The sequence below is a fragment of the Paenibacillus chibensis genome, assembly GCF_004001045.1.
Classification (GTDB): Bacteria; Bacillota; Bacilli; order Paenibacillales; family Paenibacillaceae; genus Paenibacillus_AQ; species Paenibacillus_AQ chibensis.
Window position 1 is genome coordinate 316,009 of the sequence record NZ_BIMK01000007.1, and the last position, 17,765, is coordinate 333,773.

12 protein-coding genes and 1 pseudogene are annotated in these 17,765 nt (G+C 52.4%); 2 read left to right on the top strand and 11 right to left on the bottom strand.

Translation table 11 applies throughout. From position 1 onward, the window contains the following. Positions 1-399 precede the first annotated feature (399 nt). Both PCH05_RS07985 and PCH05_RS07990 read left to right on the top strand, forming a co-directional pair. Positions 400-1,359: pseudogene (locus PCH05_RS07985) on the top strand (sigma-70 family RNA polymerase sigma factor); the annotation flags it as partial. A 75-nt stretch (positions 1,360-1,434) separates the two neighbouring features. Then, positions 1,435-2,022: a dihydrofolate reductase family protein gene (locus PCH05_RS07990; protein WP_127601837.1), complete on the top strand. Its 588-nt coding sequence runs from the start codon at positions 1,435-1,437 to the stop codon at positions 2,020-2,022. 367 nt (positions 2,023-2,389) lie between these two features. Here the strand turns inward: PCH05_RS07990 and PCH05_RS07995 are convergent, their stop codons facing one another. From PCH05_RS07995 to PCH05_RS08045, 11 genes are all read right to left on the bottom strand, one after another. Further along, entirely contained in the window at positions 2,390-3,184 is a 795-nt protein-coding gene (locus tag PCH05_RS07995) for an AAA family ATPase (RefSeq protein ID WP_218030514.1), read from the bottom strand. A gap of 72 nt (positions 3,185-3,256) precedes the next feature. Beyond that, positions 3,257-4,231, bottom strand: coding sequence for a diaminopimelate dehydrogenase (locus PCH05_RS08000; protein WP_127601838.1), 975 nt, complete (start codon positions 4,229-4,231; stop codon positions 3,257-3,259). A 129-nt stretch (positions 4,232-4,360) separates the two neighbouring features. Further along, complete coding sequence (locus PCH05_RS08005) at positions 4,361-6,301, bottom strand: DUF2207 domain-containing protein (RefSeq protein ID WP_127601839.1); 1,941 nt, start codon at positions 6,299-6,301, stop codon at positions 4,361-4,363. 215 nt (positions 6,302-6,516) lie between these two features. Continuing rightward, on the bottom strand, positions 6,517-8,283 hold the full coding sequence (locus tag PCH05_RS08010; RefSeq protein ID WP_246049403.1) for a glycoside hydrolase family 2 protein: 1,767 nt from the start codon (positions 8,281-8,283) through the stop codon (positions 6,517-6,519). Positions 8,284-8,348: 65 nt separating this feature from the next. After that, positions 8,349-9,161 carry a carbohydrate ABC transporter permease gene (locus PCH05_RS08015; RefSeq protein WP_127601841.1) on the bottom strand — a complete coding sequence of 271 codons (813 nt, stop codon included), beginning with the start codon at positions 9,159-9,161 and terminating at the stop codon, positions 8,349-8,351. Between the two features lie 18 nt (positions 9,162-9,179). Continuing rightward, the gene (locus PCH05_RS08020) at positions 9,180-10,061 is read right to left on the bottom strand and encodes a carbohydrate ABC transporter permease (RefSeq protein ID WP_127601842.1); all 882 of its coding nucleotides are present in this window, start codon (positions 10,059-10,061) and stop codon (positions 9,180-9,182) included. Positions 10,062-10,152: 91 nt separating this feature from the next. Next, positions 10,153-11,460 (bottom strand): ABC transporter substrate-binding protein, encoded by a 1,308-nt coding sequence (locus PCH05_RS08025; RefSeq protein ID WP_127601843.1) that lies wholly within the window; start codon positions 11,458-11,460, stop codon positions 10,153-10,155. 125 nt (positions 11,461-11,585) lie between these two features. Next, the gene (locus tag PCH05_RS08030) at positions 11,586-13,214 is read right to left on the bottom strand and encodes a response regulator (protein ID WP_127601844.1); all 1,629 of its coding nucleotides are present in this window, start codon (positions 13,212-13,214) and stop codon (positions 11,586-11,588) included. Positions 13,215-13,217: 3 nt separating this feature from the next. Next, positions 13,218-15,014 carry a cache domain-containing sensor histidine kinase gene (locus tag PCH05_RS08035; protein ID WP_246049404.1) on the bottom strand — a complete coding sequence of 599 codons (1,797 nt, stop codon included), beginning with the start codon at positions 15,012-15,014 and terminating at the stop codon, positions 13,218-13,220. Further along, positions 15,011-16,324, bottom strand: a complete 1,314-nt coding sequence (locus PCH05_RS08040) for an extracellular solute-binding protein (protein WP_127601845.1) — start codon at positions 16,322-16,324, stop codon at positions 15,011-15,013. Before PCH05_RS08040 ends, PCH05_RS08035 begins: the two co-directional genes overlap by 4 nt. Before the next feature lie 255 nt (positions 16,325-16,579). Beyond that, positions 16,580-17,677 (bottom strand): hypothetical protein, encoded by a 1,098-nt coding sequence (locus PCH05_RS08045; RefSeq protein WP_164766578.1) that lies wholly within the window; start codon positions 17,675-17,677, stop codon positions 16,580-16,582. Positions 17,678-17,765: the final 88 nt, after the last annotated feature.

Consider the following 17,765-nt stretch of genomic DNA (forward strand, 5'->3'; position numbering starts at 1 on the left):
TGCCTCCGAATGTTCTTGAACTATTTAGCTGACGTTTACATTCGGAGGCAAAGGCGAGCGCTTCGCTTGTGCGCATTCGTCTGTCCGCTCCGCTTGGGTTGTGCGATCTCGTCATTTCCTTCAGCGGATACCGCTCTAAAATAGAATTTTGAAACGGCATGGGAAACAGCCCTGTGCCGTTTATTTTTTTGTGCAAGCAAGGAAAAAAAAGCTTACAGCACACATAGCGAAGATATCCGCTTGAAAAATGTTAATGGAAACCGAATTATGCTACTCTGTAGACGAAGCTACCGTTATATTCAAAGCGGCGTGAGGGATCCCCCATTATTCAGGTAGTGCAGAAGACGATCGGTTCTGCGGCGTGTGTGAAAAGGGTGTTTCGCCCGTCAAAAGGAGGCCAAGATGAACGAAACAGCATTAGAGCTTCAGTTATTTGAGAACATAAAACCTGAGATAACATCGTTCTGTTACAGAATGCTGGGATCTATCGATGACGCTGACGATGCTGTTCAGGAAACCTTTATTCGTGTTTGGCAAAGTTGGCATTCATTCAGGCAGGATTCCTCATTCAAAACATGGGTTTATCGTATTGCATCAAATTTATGCCTGGACAAGCTAAGACAGTCCAAACGCCGCACGCGTCCCGTTGACCTATCCGACCCAGCGGTATTCATCGTTGAACTCGGCGAAAAGTTTCCTGACTCCGCTTGGATTTGGCCTGCTCCTGATTTCTCGGGGAGTCCGGAAGAAATTTTCATTCGCAAAGATACCCTCGAACTCTGTTTTATTGCACTATTACAGATCTTACCCCCACGTCAACGTGCGGTTCTTATTTTGAAGGATGTATTCGAATGGCCCTCCAAGCAGATCGCAGAAACTTTAGGAATATCGTCGGCAGCGGTTAACAGCGCCCTGCAAAGAGCCAGAGAAACGATGGACCGAGCGAAACTGCATTCTAACGAGTATAGTATGATGGATGTCGAACCTGATCGCGAGCTGCTATCACGGTATGTGGAAGCCTTCGAACAATTTGATATCAATGCGCTGGTAGCGTTATTTCATGAGGAAGGCCGTCTCTCAATGCCTCCTTTCGCAATGTGGGTACGCGGCAAAGACGATTTGTTCAAGTTTTTTGCGCTTACACGCTGGCATTGTGAGGGCTCCCGGTTTTTGCCGATTACGGCGAATGGGGGTTATCCTGCTTTCGCACAGTATGTGCCAAGCGGTGAAGACTCCTGCCTGGTACCCTGGGGTATTCACATGATTGAAATAAAGGACAAGCAAATATATCACGTCCAAAATTTCATTAACACAAAATTATTTTCCAGATTTGGGCTTCCTGCACAAATACACCGATGAATATCGCTATCTAATTTCGTCTAAATAAATGAGAAACAAAATTACGATTTTCAAAGATAGAAAGGACGATCATTCATGCGTAAAATCATTCTATTCATTCACAGTACTTTGAATGGAGTTGTCACTGGCGACCCAAGTGCGGACAAAACCGACTGGGCGGCCTGGAGAAATAGCGCCGGGATTGAGGAAGGTTCTCAGTATCTATTAAAAATTTTCGAGACAGCGGATACCATTTTGCTTGGCCGCGGAACCTACGAAGACCTCTCTAGAAAATGGCCGAATACTCGAGGCTCGAGTCTGGGTGATAAGATAAACAACGCCCACAAACTCGTTGTAACAAGCGCCCGCTCACACGAAAATCTAAAATGGGGAGAATTTGAAGCTCCAAAACAATTGACTGGCAGTAATATAGAAGAGCAAATTAAGGACCTAAAAAATGGTGACGGTGGCGACACTGTTATTTTCGGTAGCCCAACGCTCGTGCGATCACTTACAAACGCAAATCTTATTGATGAATATCAGATCGTCATGCACCCGGTTGTGGTCAACGTAGGTGAGCATTTGTTTGACAATCTTAAAGAACAGAACAAATTCCATCTCGTGGACGTCAAAACATTTAAGGTGGGTTCCCTCTTGGTAACCTGCAGACCAGCTAAAGCTTAGCTCAACCGGGCAGATCATTAGTGTCAACACGAACAGTTTAAACACAGCACCGACAGGCCGCTCACCTAATCCGGGCCATCTTTGGCGAGTAATCGATACCTCGGTAGTTCTTGATACGATTGCGTAGATTATAAAACAATAATTTCACAGCGGACGGCCGGATTTTATTTCTCTCTTGGACGAAAGCTAACGTGGTTGTGTTTGTTTCCAAGGGGGTTCGCCACACACCTTCACCTACTTATCAAGTCCTTTTTTTCTTTTTCGTGCAAAAAAAGAGCGGGCTATCTTTTCGATAACCTGCTCTTTTCTTGATGTTTGAACCGGAGCCCTATATTGGCATTGCCTGCAAGGGGAAGCCTTTTGGCGTTTACGTCTCTTCCTCCAGCAAAATATCCAGCATCTGCTCGCGATTGTTCATCATTTTTCTCGTAATGATGTAATGGTCGGTATCCTCCAGCTCCACCCGGCGCATACCACTTTCGTCCAGCTGCCAGATTTCGGCGTTCGGATACGACATCAGAATCGGCGAATGCGTCGCGATGATGAACTGTGACTGCTTACGCACCAGCTGGTGCATCCGCGTCAGCATCGACAGCTGCTTTAACGGCGACAGCGCGGCCTCCGGTTCATCCATCAAATACAGCCCCCGGCCGCCAAACCGGTGCAGGAACGTCGCGAAGAAGCTTTCGCCATGGGACTGCTCATGCAGCGATTTGCCGCCGTAGGAATCTTTTATGAATGGTCCGCCGCCCTCGGCATCCATCTGGTCGATATTCGTTGCAACGTTATAGTAGCTTTCCGCCCGGAAGAAAAAGCCATCCCTCGGCCGCATCGCGCCTCTGGCTAACCGCAGGTATTGATGCAGCTCCGAATGCGATGCCTGGGTTTCGAAGGTAAAGTTCAGCGTTCCTCCTTCCGGGTTGAACCCCCATGCGATCGCCATCGCTTCCAGCAGCGTGGACTTGCCCGAACCATTTTCTCCGACAATAAAGGTAACCGGCTTTTGAAATGAAAGACTGTAAAAGTCATGAACAGCCGGCAGACTGAAGGGATACGCGCGGAAGGAAGGCACTTCTTCCCTTTTCAGCATCATGCTCCGCAAATATAAAGAACGTGCGTCCAGCAAGAGTAGATCCGCTCCTTTCGTGATCGAGCCTGGCATGCCTACAGAAAAGGCATCATCCCATCCATTATGGATGGAATGATGCCTGATTACAACTTGTCCGCTACTAAATTACAGCAGCTCTTTCCGCAGCTGTTCAGCCGATTTCGGCGAAAGCAGGCCGAACGGGATATCGAATACGGTTTTGGCTCCCTTGTCTCCTTGCGCAGACAGCTTCGCAACCGCACGCGCATAAGCGACGAGCACGCTGGCCGTAAATTCCGGGTTGCTGTCCAGCTTCAGGCCGAATTCAATGATCTGCGTGCTGTTCTCGCCAGTGCGTCCGCTGCGCAGCACGGTGCCGCCGTGAGGCATTGCCGAATGGTTTGCTTTCAGCTCTTCTTCGCTAATGAAGTTCACGGTCGTGTCATAGTCGGAGAAGTAGTTCGGCATTTCTTTGATTTCTTTTTCGATGCGTGCTTTGTCCGCTCCCTCCTCGGCAACGACGAAGCATTCGCGCAAATGCTTTTGGCGGGTCGTAAGCTCAGGGTTTTCCCCGGCGCGTACTTGGGCAACGGCTTCTTCCACCGGAATGGTGTACTGCACGCCGTTTTTCACACCTTCTACACGGCGGATCGCATCGGAATGACCTTGGCTGACGCCGCGGCCCCAGAATGTATATTCTTTGCCTTCCGGCAAAATGGCTTCCGCAAGCATACGGTTGAGCGAGAAGAGACCCGGATCCCAGCCCGTGGAAATCACGCTTACATGTCCTGCAGCAACTGCCACCGCATCCACCTGAGCAAAATATTCGGGAATACGTGCATGCGTATCGAAGCTGTCGACCGTGTTGAACAATTTGGCAAGCGCCGGACCTTGCTCAGGCAAATCCGTTGCCGATCCTCCGCACAGGATCATGACATCGATTTTGCCGACGTATTTCTCCGCTTCACCAATATGTACAACGGGCACGCTCGCTTCTACGCCTTGCGGCTCGCGGCGGGTGAAGATCGCTTCAAGCTGAATGTCCGGATTTTGCCGAATCGCTTTCTCCACGCCTTTGCCCAGATTACCGTACCCCACAATACCAACCTTAATTTGACTCATATAATCCTCCCAAAGCAATCAATATAGTTTCATATCTCTTTGTTTCTGCTATCTATTATAAACACAATCATGAATACTTGCCATCTGATGTGAGGAAAAGCACAAATTTTTCAACAAAAAATACAGGGACTAAAAAGCCCCTGTACCTCCGCCTCCTCCCCCGCCGCCACTATAACCTGCACTTGATCCGCTCGAGGATGAACCCGAAGATAAAATGCCGAGATGCGTTTGCGTATACTGCATGGATGCCAAAATATCGGCACTGAACAGGAGAGGAATCGTGGCCGCGGCGTATACCGCACCATCCTCCTGCCCGGTTCGAAGGCGTTTAACATATTGGGGAATGATGCCAAGAAGCACGGCGTGCTCCGCGTCCCTTTCCGCTTCTGCTCGATCGGCCTGCGTTCCGCCGGCTGCCGGACCTTTACGGAGCTCTTTTCCCCAGTCCTTTAGCGCAAAACGGTACTGCTGCGTTTTCCATGACATGCGGTACTTCGGAATCAGAGCAGCAAACAGGGCGGAACTTATGACGAGGATCAGGTAACTGCTCGATCCGTCCTCATGGACGATTTGGCTTCCAATGACAAAACAGGCCACATGATATAAAAGAATCCACAGCTTCGACGTGTATTTGATCGAGGCCAGGATTCCCCCCGCTCCGAGCAAAACGGCGATCAGCACGATGCTTAAGCTGGAGGCGACATCCGCATAGAACAAATACAACAGCAGCACGTAATGGATGATGACCATGACCGGAACGAGAAACTTAAGCAGCCCATTCGGCTTTACCTCATCGGCATACGGGTTCGTGTCCGATACTGCCTTTTTCCATTGTTTAAATGCTGCAGCATGTCTTTCCGATGCTTTGCGGTATTTCACGATGAACTCGTCATTCTGTTTTTCTTTAAACGTAGGCCCTGCCACGGAATCCAGCCGGAATTCCCGCCCCCCGTTTCTATCCTTAAACAGCCAGTCGACCAGCTGTTGTTCAGCTGGGCTCAGCAAACCAGCATCCCCCCGAAACGTGAACAGCAGCGTCGTATCCGGCGCGGTTGGCTCTTCCAGGAAACGCGCGGATGACGGAACCTCCTTGACCGTAACGAATCCGCGATTACGAAGCGATAACAGCCCCGCGATAAAGTCTTTCTGAGTCAATTTGCTTTTGCGGTAAAGATAGGTTTTCAGCAAAGGGTCCAGCAGCGCCAGCTCATCTCTGGACACCTGCTTCCGGTTTAGCCAGGCTGAGATTCTCCTCCATGACAGCAGGTACATGACGGCTCCGAGCAGGAATACAATCGTTAATGCCCCAGTGATTTTCCCGGCCCATTGCATCCTCTCATCGCGCAGCTCCATCCGGGCCTCACGCTTCTGTTCTGCCGCCAGCAGCTGCTTGACTGACTTTTCCTTCTGACTGACTTTCATTTGCGGCAGTTGGTTTTGCGGAAAAAGCATTACGATTTCGGCATCTCCGTACTCGGATAGCCTGTCATTCTCGTAATGCAGCGCCGATTCCCCCCCGGTCGTAAGCTCGCCGCCGGTCCGGTCATGCAAAAATCCATGCACGTCGGTTTTGTTATATTCTGATGGCAAATAGAGATCCACGCTGACATGATGAATATCCTGATTGCTGTTTTTGAAAAAACTGAAATCAAGCTTCCCCACATCGCTATATCTGACGGCAGCCTGGTCAATGCGATAGCGGTAATATACCTGCTTCACTTCGTCTTTGGCCGCGTCGTGAATGTAATACGTGTCATTTTCCCCGTCCCATTCCGTATTGAGGCTGCTTAAATTTTCATAAGAAAACTCCCCTAGCTTCTTCCCTGGCGGCGGCTGGTAGGCTTCGAAAAATTCGATTCCTTCATGCTCGCCAGGCTCGATGTATCGAGTGGTCCCGTTGAAGCTGCCATGAAACGTATAGGTGAATAATTCCTCAACATATAAATCCCCGTCGGGCATGACATAGGCTCTCGTATCCACTTGATCCATGGAGAAGCTTTTTTTTCCGCCGCATCCCGTCACGACCAACACAAACGCCAGGCCAGCGATCACAAACATCCATTTCTTCATCCACTCACTCCTATCCCGTTACTCTCGATGGCTTACTCTCTATTGGATCATTCCCGGGTGATGTCTCTATATTAACAAATCCTGCCTGAGGTGAAACAAGAGGACATGGTACCAAAATGAGAAATGGACGGGAACGCTTGGCTTGCCAAATAACAAAAATCCCTGCACTCGCACATGTAAACGCATGCACTGCGCAGGGACGCGGTCTGACGTGGTTAGCTTTGCACTGAATTCAGCACGATCCGGCGGATTTGCTCCAGGGGAACCTTAGGCACTCGGTCATAGGTGAGCAGTCCGTTGATTTCCTGCTCCACATCGGTGAGCTGTGTATAACAAAAACCTTGAATGATCGGGGAACGGTGAAGCGGCCCTACCACTGCCTGCAGCCGTTTCAGGTAATCCTCGTCATTTTCGGCGCCGGAATACCCCCAGCCATCCCAATCGCTTTTTTTATAGGCAATGCCGCCGAATTCCGTAATCAGGATGGGCTGACCCTCATATTGGCCGCCCCCCACGAAAATCTGCCGGTCGGCCGGCATCGAAGCAAGTGCGTTACCCAAACTTTCGTACCGTTCGGACAAGACCTGCTCCTGCCACTCGTAATCATGGATCGCAACGATATCGGTCTTTACCATTTCCCAGCCATCGTTGAATATGACCGGTCTTGTCTGATCCAGTGATTTGATCATATGGTACATGGCCAGGCCGTGATGCTGCTGGAACGCATCCACCTGAATGTTCGGCACGCCCCAGCTTTCATTGAGCGGCACCCAGGCCATGATGCAGGGATGGTTGTAGTCCCGCTCGATAACCTCCTGCCACTCCCTGGTGAACCGCTGCACGTAAGCTTCCGAGTAATCATAAGCGTTGGCCGATTCGCCCCAGACCAGCAGGCCCTTGCGGTCCGCCCAGTATAGAAAGCGGGGGTCCTCCATTTTCTGATGCCTGCGCACACCGTTGAAGCCCATCTCTTTCGTCAGGTCGATATCGCGGATCAGTGAATCGTCTTCAGGCGCCGTTAACAGGCTTTCCGGCCAATATCCCTGATCCAGAACCAAACGAAGCTCATATGGGCGGTTATTCAAGCACAGCTTGCCGCTTTCAATGGATATTTTGCGCATGCCGAAATAGCTGCTGACCTCATCCACAACCTTTCCTTCATGCATTACATCAAAGGAAACGTCGTACAGGTTCGGATGCTCCGGGGACCACCAACGCTCAAAGCCATGATGGTTAAAGCCATTCAGCGCAATGCAGCGCGTTTCTTCTGTGCCCGTCGCCGTAAATACGTCCTCCTTAACCGGAGTACCTTGGTAGCTGATTTTGATTCTGACTTGTACGCGGCGATCCGTAGGGATTGGGGACAGAAACATCTGCATCCGGATTTCATTCCGGTCCAGGTCCGGGGTGAATTTGACCTTGCGGATATGAATGGCATCCACCGCTTCCAGCCATACGGTCTGCCATATCCCTGTTGTACGGGTATAAAAAATACTCGCGGAGTCTTCCTCCCAGAACTGCTTGCCCCGCGGAAGCGTTACATCCCGGCTGTAATCCTCCGCACGGACGGTGATGACATTGTCCTGCCCTGCGATCAAATCGGTGATGTCGGCTTCAAACGGCGTATGTCCTCCCTCATGCATGGCGTCCAGCTGGCCGTTTACCCACACCTTGGCGGAATAATCGACAGCTCCAAAATGAAGGATCACGCGTTTTCCACTCCAGGATTCAGGCAGCTTGACATGCCGTCTGTACCAGACCAGATCATGAAAATCGGGGTCGGCAATCCCGCTCAGCTTGCTCTGAAACGTATAAGGGACGGTAATCGTTCGGTCCATTGCTTCCGCGCTCTGATACCAATGCTGCGCATCGCCCCGGCGTTCATCGTCGAAGGCAAAGCTCCATGCACCGTTCAAATTCATCCACTCTCTCCGCTGCCACTGCGGCCGCGGGTATTCAGGTCTTGGTATCGTATGGTTCATCGCTAAAACTCCTTTATCCATATCGTTCTTCTCTACATACAATGAGCTAAAGTTCATGCCTTCCGTTACATCTCTTTTCCGCCCGTAAAGGCGATGCCTTTAATAATTTGCTTCTGGAAAATCAAAAAGACAAGCAGCACCGGAATTGTGGCGAGCGCATTCGCCGTCATCGGCAGCGCGTAGCTGTTGGCATACGAGCTGGAGAACGTCGGAAGCCCGAGCGTAATCGTCATAAAGGCCTTATCCGAAATGGAAATGAGTGGCCACAGAAAATCGTTCCACGAGCCGATAAACGAGAAAATAGCGAGCGCTCCGAGCGCAGGACGCGACAGCGGCAGAAAGATGGTCCGCCAGATCCGGAAAAATCCGGCCCCGTCCATCCGGGCGGCTTCCTCCAGCTCCTTCGGCAATCCGTCGAAAAACTGCTTCAGGATGAAGATGCCCATCGGTCCCGCCAGCGCCGGCAGAATCAGCGACTGCAGCGAACCAAGCATATGCATATCCCGCATCATTAAATACAAAGGAATCAGCGTAGCCTCGCCGGGAATCATCATGCCTGAGAGAAAGATCAGGAACAGCGCTTTGCTGCCGGGAAAACGCACCCGTGAAAACGCAAAAGCCGCCATCGAGGACAAAAGTAGAATCAGCAGCGTTGTACAGGTCGCCACGATCAGGCTGTTTCCCATCCAGCCGAAAATCGGAGCGCTGTCCAGCACCTTTTTATAATTGGATAACGACAGATGAAAGCTGCCGCCTGAGTAAGTCTTAAAGCCTTCCGGCGTGAGCGACATCACGAGCATGTAACCGATGGGAAGCAGCATCAGCACGGCCACCAGCGCGGCTACGATCCGGATAGTATAACGATAAGCGCGATCCATCTTCAAGTTCCTCCCTTCTCATCGGTCCAGCCTACGCAAAACGACGTTTTGTAAAATGGACACGACCAGAATGACCGCCATCAAGACAAAGGAAATGGCCGAGGCGTATCCCATCTGGAACGTGGAAAATCCATTTTCATAGATTGAGAATACGACCGTTTTAGTTGCTCCCGCAGGCCCGCCGCCCGTGATCAGCTTGGATTGGCCGAATATTTTGAAGGAGGCGATCGTCTGCAGTACGATGACCAGCACCGTGACCTTCGACAGCGATGGCAGCGTAATATGCCAAAAGGACTGCCATCTGGATGCACCTTCGATTTGCCCGGCTTCATAATATGCCGCCGGAATATCCTGCAGGCCGGCGAGATACAGGATAAATACGAATCCTACCGTCCACCACGCCGTAGCCATGATGATTGCAAGCCAGGCCAACTGCGGGTTCGCAAACCAAAAAATGTCTTTGGATATGATGCCGATGCCCTTCAGCAGATTGTTGAGCAGCCCGGAGTAGGGCTGCAGAAAAATAACCCAGATGCTCGAAATGACGGAAATAGACAGGATATACGGTAAAAACACGGACGCCCGGAATACCGCCTGACCTTTTCGGATGCTGTTGACGAGCACTGCCAAAAGCAAACCAAGCACGACGATGACCGGGACGCTGATCACCGTGAACACGATGGTGTTCAGCAGGTTGCTCCGGAATTCCTCGTCGCTGAATAATTGAACATAGTTGCCCAGCCCGACGAAAACCTTGTCTCCGAGCAGCGACCAATCATAAAAGCTGACTCGGAAACCGTATAGAATCGGTATGAGGGAGAACAGAACGAAACAAATCGTATAAGGGAGAACCATCAGGATCCCGGCAGCCCATCCCCTTGTATCCACTGTACGACGCATTTGGGGGATCCTCCTTTCCTAAAAAGCAGGGAGCTCCTTTTCCTGGTATTGACGGGATAAGAAGCTTCCCTGTTCACTTTTAGACCGCCGGTTATTTGCCGAGCACCTTATTGATGGCCTTATCCGCGTTTTCCAGCGTCGTTTTGGCGTCCTGCTTGTTCATCATCATTTTCTCGAATTCCTTGGTAACCTCGTCATTGATTTGTCCCTGCTTAGGATTTCGCGGCCAATATTTCACGAAATCAGCCGTTGCGCTGTAGTCGCTGCGGAATTTCATGCTTTTGAAAGCATCGGAATCCAGCACCTTGGACACGCTCGGAATATGCCCGGCCTGCGCCCACATCTCCCCATGCTGTACGATCCAATTTGCGAATGTGATGGCTGCCTTCTGCTTCTCCGGGTCTTCCTTCGCATGCTTCGGCAGCGCAAGGGTATGCGAATCCCCCCATGTTGCGGGCTGATCATACAGCTGCGGCATCGGTACGACGCCGAAATCGAGGCCCTGGGTTTTCTCGAAGGAGCCTACACCCCAAACGCCCGTGAGCAGTACGGCCGCCTTGCCGTCCTGGAACATTTTGAAGGCGTCGTCGATATTCGGCGGAATCAGCTTGGATTTGTACAGACTGTCCACATATTCGAGGGCCTTGAGCGCTTGCGGATTGTTCAGGCCAGCGGTACCGTCTTCCTTGTAGAAGGTTCCGCCGCCGCTGATTTGGTTGTAGAGGCCCCAAAATACCCAATAGGAGTCTACACGGACGTTAGGCTGAGCCAGCGGCGCCACATCCGAAGGAACAGCCTTCTGGATTTTGGTCAGAAAATCTGTAAAGCCTTCCGGAGACGAAGCGAGGTCCGGTTTGCCGTCCTTCAGCACGCCTGCCTGCTCCAGATACTTTTTGTTGTAGTACATGACGATTGCATGCGTGTCCAAAGGGAGTGAGTAATGCTTGCCATCATAGACGGTGGAGTCCAGAATGGTCGGATTGAAATCCTCCCACTTCACCCCGTTTTCCGATGCCAGCGTATCCAGATCCGTCAAATACCCTGAAGGCACGAACTGCGGCAATCTGGCCGAGTGGACCACGGCCACGTCCGGAGCCTGATCCGAAGCCAGCGAGGTTTGCAGCTTGGTATAATAATCCTCCGATTTGTTGTTCAGCGTTTCGACTTGGATGCTGCCGTTTTCCTCATTGAACTTCTTGACCATGGCATCCATAAATTCGCCGTCTCCGCCGCTGAAAGGCGTCCAATACGTAATTTTGACTTTGGAAGCGCCTTCGCTTCCGGTTGTGGAAGATCCCGGATCCCCAGCCGGTCCCGAGCCCGTTTTCGCGCACGCCGTCAACATCGTCGCCAGCGCGAGTCCCAATGCCATGAATTTAAAACCTCTATGCTTTGCCATCTCTTGCATGACCTCCTTCAAGTTCTTCCTTGCAAATTCATGATAGCGCGGAGGACAGGGGCAAGAACATGACGCTTCTTTTGGAGCTATGGACATATCTTTGGAAGCCGAAACCGCGGTAAGGGTCAAGGAACCTCGATTTGAATTTCTCCTCTTTCCTCTCTGTATTGCTTCGGTGTTCTTCCGGTTTGATCCTTAAACACCCGGTTAAAATGGCGGACATTCGCAAAACCGGTCTGTTCGGCGATGGCGGCCACCTTATCATCGGTGTACTGTAGCCTTCTGCATGCTTCCTCCATACGCTTTTGCGTCAGAAACTCAATAAACGAGCATCCCAACGTGCTTTTGAACAAACTGCTGAGATACGACGGATTCAGAAAAACATGCTCGGCGACTTGGCTGAGCGTAACGGCCTCGGCATAATGCTTCGTCAAATAGTCCACGGCAGCGTCCACGGCATGAACTGCGGGTCCCGATCCCTTCTGGTGAATCAGCTGATGCAGCCTGACGAGCAGGTCTTCGCAGTAAGCCTCCAGCTCCTTGCGCGAATAAAAGGAAAATACCTCATCCATAATCTGCTTCATATGACGGTTGCCCGCCCAATCCATTTCGACGCTCCGGTTCACGGCGATTTCATAATAGTGGAGCAGGAAATGGCACACCCTCCGCTGGATCTCCTTCGGATCATTCGTCTGCCGGAACAAGGTCCCTACCCAGTCGCGGACGTTGTACCTGACTCTCTCCAAGGTTCCTTCCTGCACGTTTTGATCCAGCAGCTTCAGGTTGTTCAGACCGTCGCCGTCAGCCGCTGTGCGCCGGTCGCATTCTGCCTGCCCGTAAGCAATAACCCGGTCGCCGCCGGTTACCAGCCGGTACAAGAGGGCCATTTCCGCCTGCTGGTAGGAGCCTGAAATCGACTCCAGATCATGGGCACCGCAGCCGATTCCGATGGTGATCGTCAGATTCGAGAACGCCTTGACCTCCCGGATCAGAGTCCTCGCCAGCTGTGCAAGTCTGGCTTCGCCGCCTTCCGTAACCGGCATGTTGATGATCGCCGCCACATGACCGTTCCGCCCAGGGAATGCATAGCCGAGAATATGCTGATCTGACTGGTCCAGAAATTCCTGCATGAATTGGCTGATATAGAGGGTAAACAACGACGGATCGGACCGGCTGTAGCGCTGATCCTCAACCGAATCGCGATCGAGATTGGCCGCAAGACAATACCAGCCGGCATGGGGAAAGCAGATGCCGGCGTGTTCAAGCAGTTCGGAGCTGTGGGCATGAAGCGAGCCATGCAGAAAGCCTTGTAAAAGTGGATCCCTCATCTGGCGCAGGGTCTCTGTTCCCCATGCTTCTGCCGCGTCCGCTTCCCGCTGCGCCGCCCATTCCTGATAGGCTTGATTGAGCGTTCTCCGCAGCTCCTCCTTTTCAATCGGCTTCAGCAAATAATCTCTGGCCCCAAGCCGCAGCGATTCCCTCGCATAGTGAAATTCTCCATAACCGCTGAGGACCACAAAGGCAATATGCGGATATTTCTCCTTCACGGCGTTCTGCAGCTCGATGCCGTCCATTTGGGGCATCCGGATATCCGTGATGACCAAATCCGGGGAATGCTGCTTGATGATCTCCAGCGCCTCGGCCCCATGCCGGGCCTCACCGACGATATCCCAGCCGGAATCCATCTCCGTGATCAAATGCCGGAGCCCTTTGCGGAATATACTTTCGTCGTCAACGATCAATACGGTAGGCAATGGTCAACTCTCCCCTCTGGATGGATTAGCTGCCTGTAGCAGCGGCAGCTTCATGATAACCCGGGTTCCCACGCGGACACGGCTCTCAATCTTGAGGCCGTACCGGTAACCGAACCTTAACACGATGCGTCGATGCACGTTGACAAGACCATTTCCTCCAGGCCCATCCGGAAGCGGCGCATGATCGAGCTTCACTCTTAACGCTTGAAGCAGCTGCTCCGTCATGCCAAGCCCGTTGTCCGCAACGGTTACGAGGAGCATGTCATCCTTGCGGGCCGCGGCGATGGAAATATGGACATCGCCCCTTCCATGCTCAAGTCCGTGGATGATCGCATTTTCCACCAGCGGCTGGAGCGACAGGCGGAGCATTCCGTAAGGCAGAAGCTCTGCGGGGATGCCAAATTCGTAGCTGAGCCGCTCCTCGAAACGGATATTCTGTATGCTCAAATATCCCTTCACGTGGCCAAGCTCCTGCTCGAGCGTCGCATCGCTGTTATCGTTGCCGATGCTGTAACGAAGCAGCCCGCTGAGATGATGGGTCATATCCACGACTTCACGGCTGCCGCCTATTTCCGCGTACATGCTGATCGAGCCCAGCGTGTTATATAAAAAATGGGGATTGATCTGGCTTTGCAGCGACGATATCTTCGCGACCTTCTCCCGCAGCTCGGACTCGTAAAGCTTGTACGTCAAGTCGCTGAGCCTGGAAACCATCACGTTGAACGTATGACCCAGCTGCCCGACCTCGTCGCGGCTGCGGATCGGGATGACTTCGTCGAACTTTCCCTTCTCGACCTTTTTCATGGAGTTGCGAAGCAGGCTGATCGGCTTCGTTACCCACAGCGACATCCAGACGGACAGCACCGTCGCCAGCACCAGGCAGAGCACCCCGATGCCGATCACGATATACCTTACCTTGACCGTATCGGTAAGGAGCACCCGCAGCGGGACGCTTTGTACGGTCGTCCACCCCGTCAAAGGCGAAGTGTAGTACGCGATCAGCTTTGATGTCTGCCCGCTCCCCGCTGTCACGGTTCCCAGACCGGACAATCCGCGGATGATCCCGTCGAGCTCCGGCTCCGGATCAGTCTGGTATACCATGCCGCCGTTCCGATCGGTTATCGTAATGATTTTTTCCTTCGATCCGTTCAGCAGCGAAATGCGGTCCTTTACATTATTGTAGTCCACGTCGATTTTCAGGAACGCCAGTGTCCGCCCGTTCTCCAGACTGCGTATCTGCCGGACAACCGAAAACACGAGGTAACTGACCCCGTTCTCGGAGACGACCTCATGCGGACCGATAAAGCTGCCTTTACCCGACCTGCTGGCGGCCTCGTACCAGCTTTGATCCGGAATCCGCGGTTGATAGAAGGAGCCCGGACTGTCGGTAAAGGCGACATAGGAATCGCCTTGCAGCGAAAACAGCGATACCCCGATCACATCCACCCGGCCGTTCAGGGCAATCTTCCTCGTGAAATTATCCAGCAGCGAACGTTCCTCGTAGGTCGCCGGGCTGCCCGGCTGCCGCCGTTTCTCCAAATATTTCAACAGCTCCGGCGACTGGTAAGGCTCCGCCGACAGCAGATTCACCTCACTGGTGACCGTGTCCAGATTGGCTGTAAGCTCCCGCACCACATCGGTTTGATATTTGCCAACCGTCCGCTGCAAGGAGGCGGAGAACCCGCTGAAGCTCACCATGCCTGTAACGGTAAGCGGCAGCGCGATCAGCACCAGGTTGATCAGGATGAGCTTGGATGCCAGCCGCATATGCAAAAAGGTTTCGACCATCCTTTTGATCATGGCTCCATGTCTCCTATGATCCCGTTGATCAGCGGCTGCATGTTCGAGAGCAGCTGTTCCTCCGTTTGCTTGCCATGCCACAGCTTCTCGAATTCGGTCGTCAGCGCGTCGTTGACATATCCTTGTCGCGGGTGGCTCGGAAAATATTGCACGTCATTGGCCGCCGAAGCATAATCCTTGCGGTATTCCATCGATTGGAACGCATCCGCTTCCACTTCGGACACCACAGCCGGTATATGGCCTGCCTGTGCCCATACGCTGCCTTGATGGGCCACCCAATTCGCGAATTTGACGGCCGCAGCCCGCTTGTTCGGATCGGTATGTTCTTTTTTCGGAAAAGCCAGCGTATGCGAATCTCCCCAGGAACCGGGCTTGTCGTAGATTTGCGGAAAAGGTATGACCCCAAAGTCCAGCCCGTTAACATGCTCATAGGATCCCGTAATCCACACGCCCAGAAAAATGGTGGCCGCCTTCCCTTTGGCGAACAATTGGCTGGCATCGGTGATGCCGGATGGAATCAGCTTCCGGTTAAACAATGTCACTTCTAAATCCAATGCCTTTCGGGCCGCACCCATGTCGATTTGAGCCCGTCTGCCGTCCTGTGTGTACATCGGCCCGCCGTTTTTTTGCTGCGAATAGAGCGTCCACCACAGCCAGTATGTATCGATCCGGACATCCGGAACCGCAAGGGGAGCCACATCCGGCGGCACCTGCTGCTGGATCTTTTGGAGAAAATCCATGAATGCCTTCTCGCCGGGAGCGAGCTGCAAATCCTCTCCTTCCTTCAGCAGCCCGGCTTCTGTGAGAATGCGCTTATTGTAAAAGAGCACGCCAAAATGCGTATCGAGCGGAATGGCATAATGCTGCCCCTCCACAAGCGTTCTGCCGAGAATGTTCGGATTGAACTGGTCCCACTTCACCCCGGCATCATCCGCCGAATGATCGATGGTGTCCAGAAAGCCCGCAGGCACGAACTGCGCAAACTTGGAGGCGTGCACAATAGCGACGTCAGGTCCTTCCTCCGTCACAATCGCCGTGGACAGCTTTGTATAATAATCATCCGATTTATTGTTTTTGAGCATGACGGTCACACCGTCCGGATTTTCCTTGTTATACCGGTTGACCAATTCGTTCATAAACGAAATATCTCCTCCACTAAATGAGGTCCAGAAGGTGATGCGCAGCGGATTCGGGGATACGGCGTCTTCTCTTTGCACAGATGGCTCCGAGCTGCCGCAACCCGTGATAAAGACAGCGATGATGAACATCGCCATCCATTTTCGCGGATGCAGGGCGCGTAAATAATTCAAGTCCTTTCCTCCTTCATGATGGCGCTTTCCTAAGAAATTACCTTAAATCTACACGCTCGTGTCCTGTCTGTAAATTCAATATCATCCAATCCTGGCGCTGCGCTTCAGGTTCCAAAGAAATGTCCGTTCCTTTCTAAAAAAATGTCCACTCGCAAACACAAAAAAAGCCGCTGATGCTTACGCTTCATCCATCCCCGGCTCTCACCCGTTAGGGGCATGGATGCGCGCATATCAGCGGCTTGTTAATATATTGAATTACGAACGGCTCAGAGGCTCGACCGGCTTGAAACCGGTGGAAGCCTCAAACTGCATATGATGAGGGAAAGCATCCAGCATGTGCGTCCCGGGATTATGACCAGAATCCGGATCAAAATCCGGATCCAGATGCTTTGCAGTCAGCACGCTTCGGTCAAACCTTACGGAAAGGAGCGTCACATATTCTTCCAGTCCGGTCTCCGGATTCACCTTCGTGTCCCTGGCATGGATGAGCACCGACTCAAGCGGCAGCAGCGCAAACAGCTCGCGGGCAATCCGGAATACGGAGCCGAATACGTATTTCCGCTCCAGCTCATGGTAAGCCTCTGCGCTGAACCGGCTGTGGGATAAGACCCCCTCCTCCGTCATACGCTTCGACTCCTTCGGAATAATCCCTCCGGAATTCACGTCCAGCTCGACTTCCACCGTCTCTGCATCCAGAACATTAAATTCCAGGCCGCTGCCAAGCGTCAGTAAATCCTCCATTGGAGCGATTTCCTCCAGCACGCGGAGGTAAGAGGTCCGGTTGCCCTCCAGCACGTCTCGCGCAAAATCGGTCAGCGACTTCCACTCCGCATATTCGCTCCGGTCCTTCTCCCTCGCCCAAGCGAGCCGGTCCTCAAGCTCCTGCTTCACCGTGGAATCCTGCTTGAGCAGCTTCTGCATCCGGGTTGGCTTGTACTCCTGGTACTCCTCCTCGGCCCGCTTCTCATGAGGACCGGGTTCCCCTCTCAGGAACGGTGCGGGCCAAGCGGCAATCTGATCCCAGAATATCGGCTCTCCGCACATCTGATGGATGGTTTCGATCCATTCCACCTGGTTTTCGTACCATTCCACTTCGAAAGCCGCTTTTTCGGCGTTGCTCCAATCTGACGGTTCTCTTTGCCGGCTGCTCTTTTTCGTAATGAGCTCCTGCCGCTTCAGACATGCATCGCTGCGGATTCTTCGCTCAAGAAAAGGCTTCATGAACGTAAAACCGGACGTCAAAGCAAGCTCGGGAGGAACCAGCTCCAAGTGATTCGCATGTCCTCCAGCCTCTTTCCCGCCTGCTCCCCCATTTTCTTGGCCGCTCAGCCTTGGCCATAACAATGGCTTCACACCTTCATCGTATCTGTATCCCATCTCATTCTTCACCTCATATCAAAATCCATGAATCGACTGATCACAGATAATAGGTCAAAAATAC

Coding starts and splice junctions, on each gene's coding strand:
- PCH05_RS08005 (WP_127601839.1), bottom strand. CDS start 6,301: ATGAAGAAATGGATGTTTGTGATCGCTGGCCTGGCGTTTGTGTTGGTC.
- PCH05_RS08020 (WP_127601842.1), bottom strand. CDS start 10,061: ATGCGTCGTACAGTGGATACAAGGGGATGGGCTGCCGGGATCCTGATG.
- PCH05_RS08035 (WP_246049404.1), bottom strand. CDS start 15,014: ATGATCAAAAGGATGGTCGAAACCTTTTTGCATATGCGGCTGGCATCC.
- PCH05_RS08025 (WP_127601843.1), bottom strand. CDS start 11,460: ATGGCAAAGCATAGAGGTTTTAAATTCATGGCATTGGGACTCGCGCTG.
- PCH05_RS07995 (WP_218030514.1), bottom strand. CDS start 3,184: ATGCCAGGCTCGATCACGAAAGGAGCGGATCTACTCTTGCTGGACGCA.
- PCH05_RS08010 (WP_246049403.1), bottom strand. CDS start 8,283: ATGAACCATACGATACCAAGACCTGAATACCCGCGGCCGCAGTGGCAG.
- PCH05_RS08015 (WP_127601841.1), bottom strand. CDS start 9,161: ATGGATCGCGCTTATCGTTATACTATCCGGATCGTAGCCGCGCTGGTG.
- PCH05_RS07990 (WP_127601837.1), top strand. CDS start 1,435: ATGCGTAAAATCATTCTATTCATTCACAGTACTTTGAATGGAGTTGTC.
- PCH05_RS08000 (WP_127601838.1), bottom strand. CDS start 4,231: ATGAGTCAAATTAAGGTTGGTATTGTGGGGTACGGTAATCTGGGCAAA.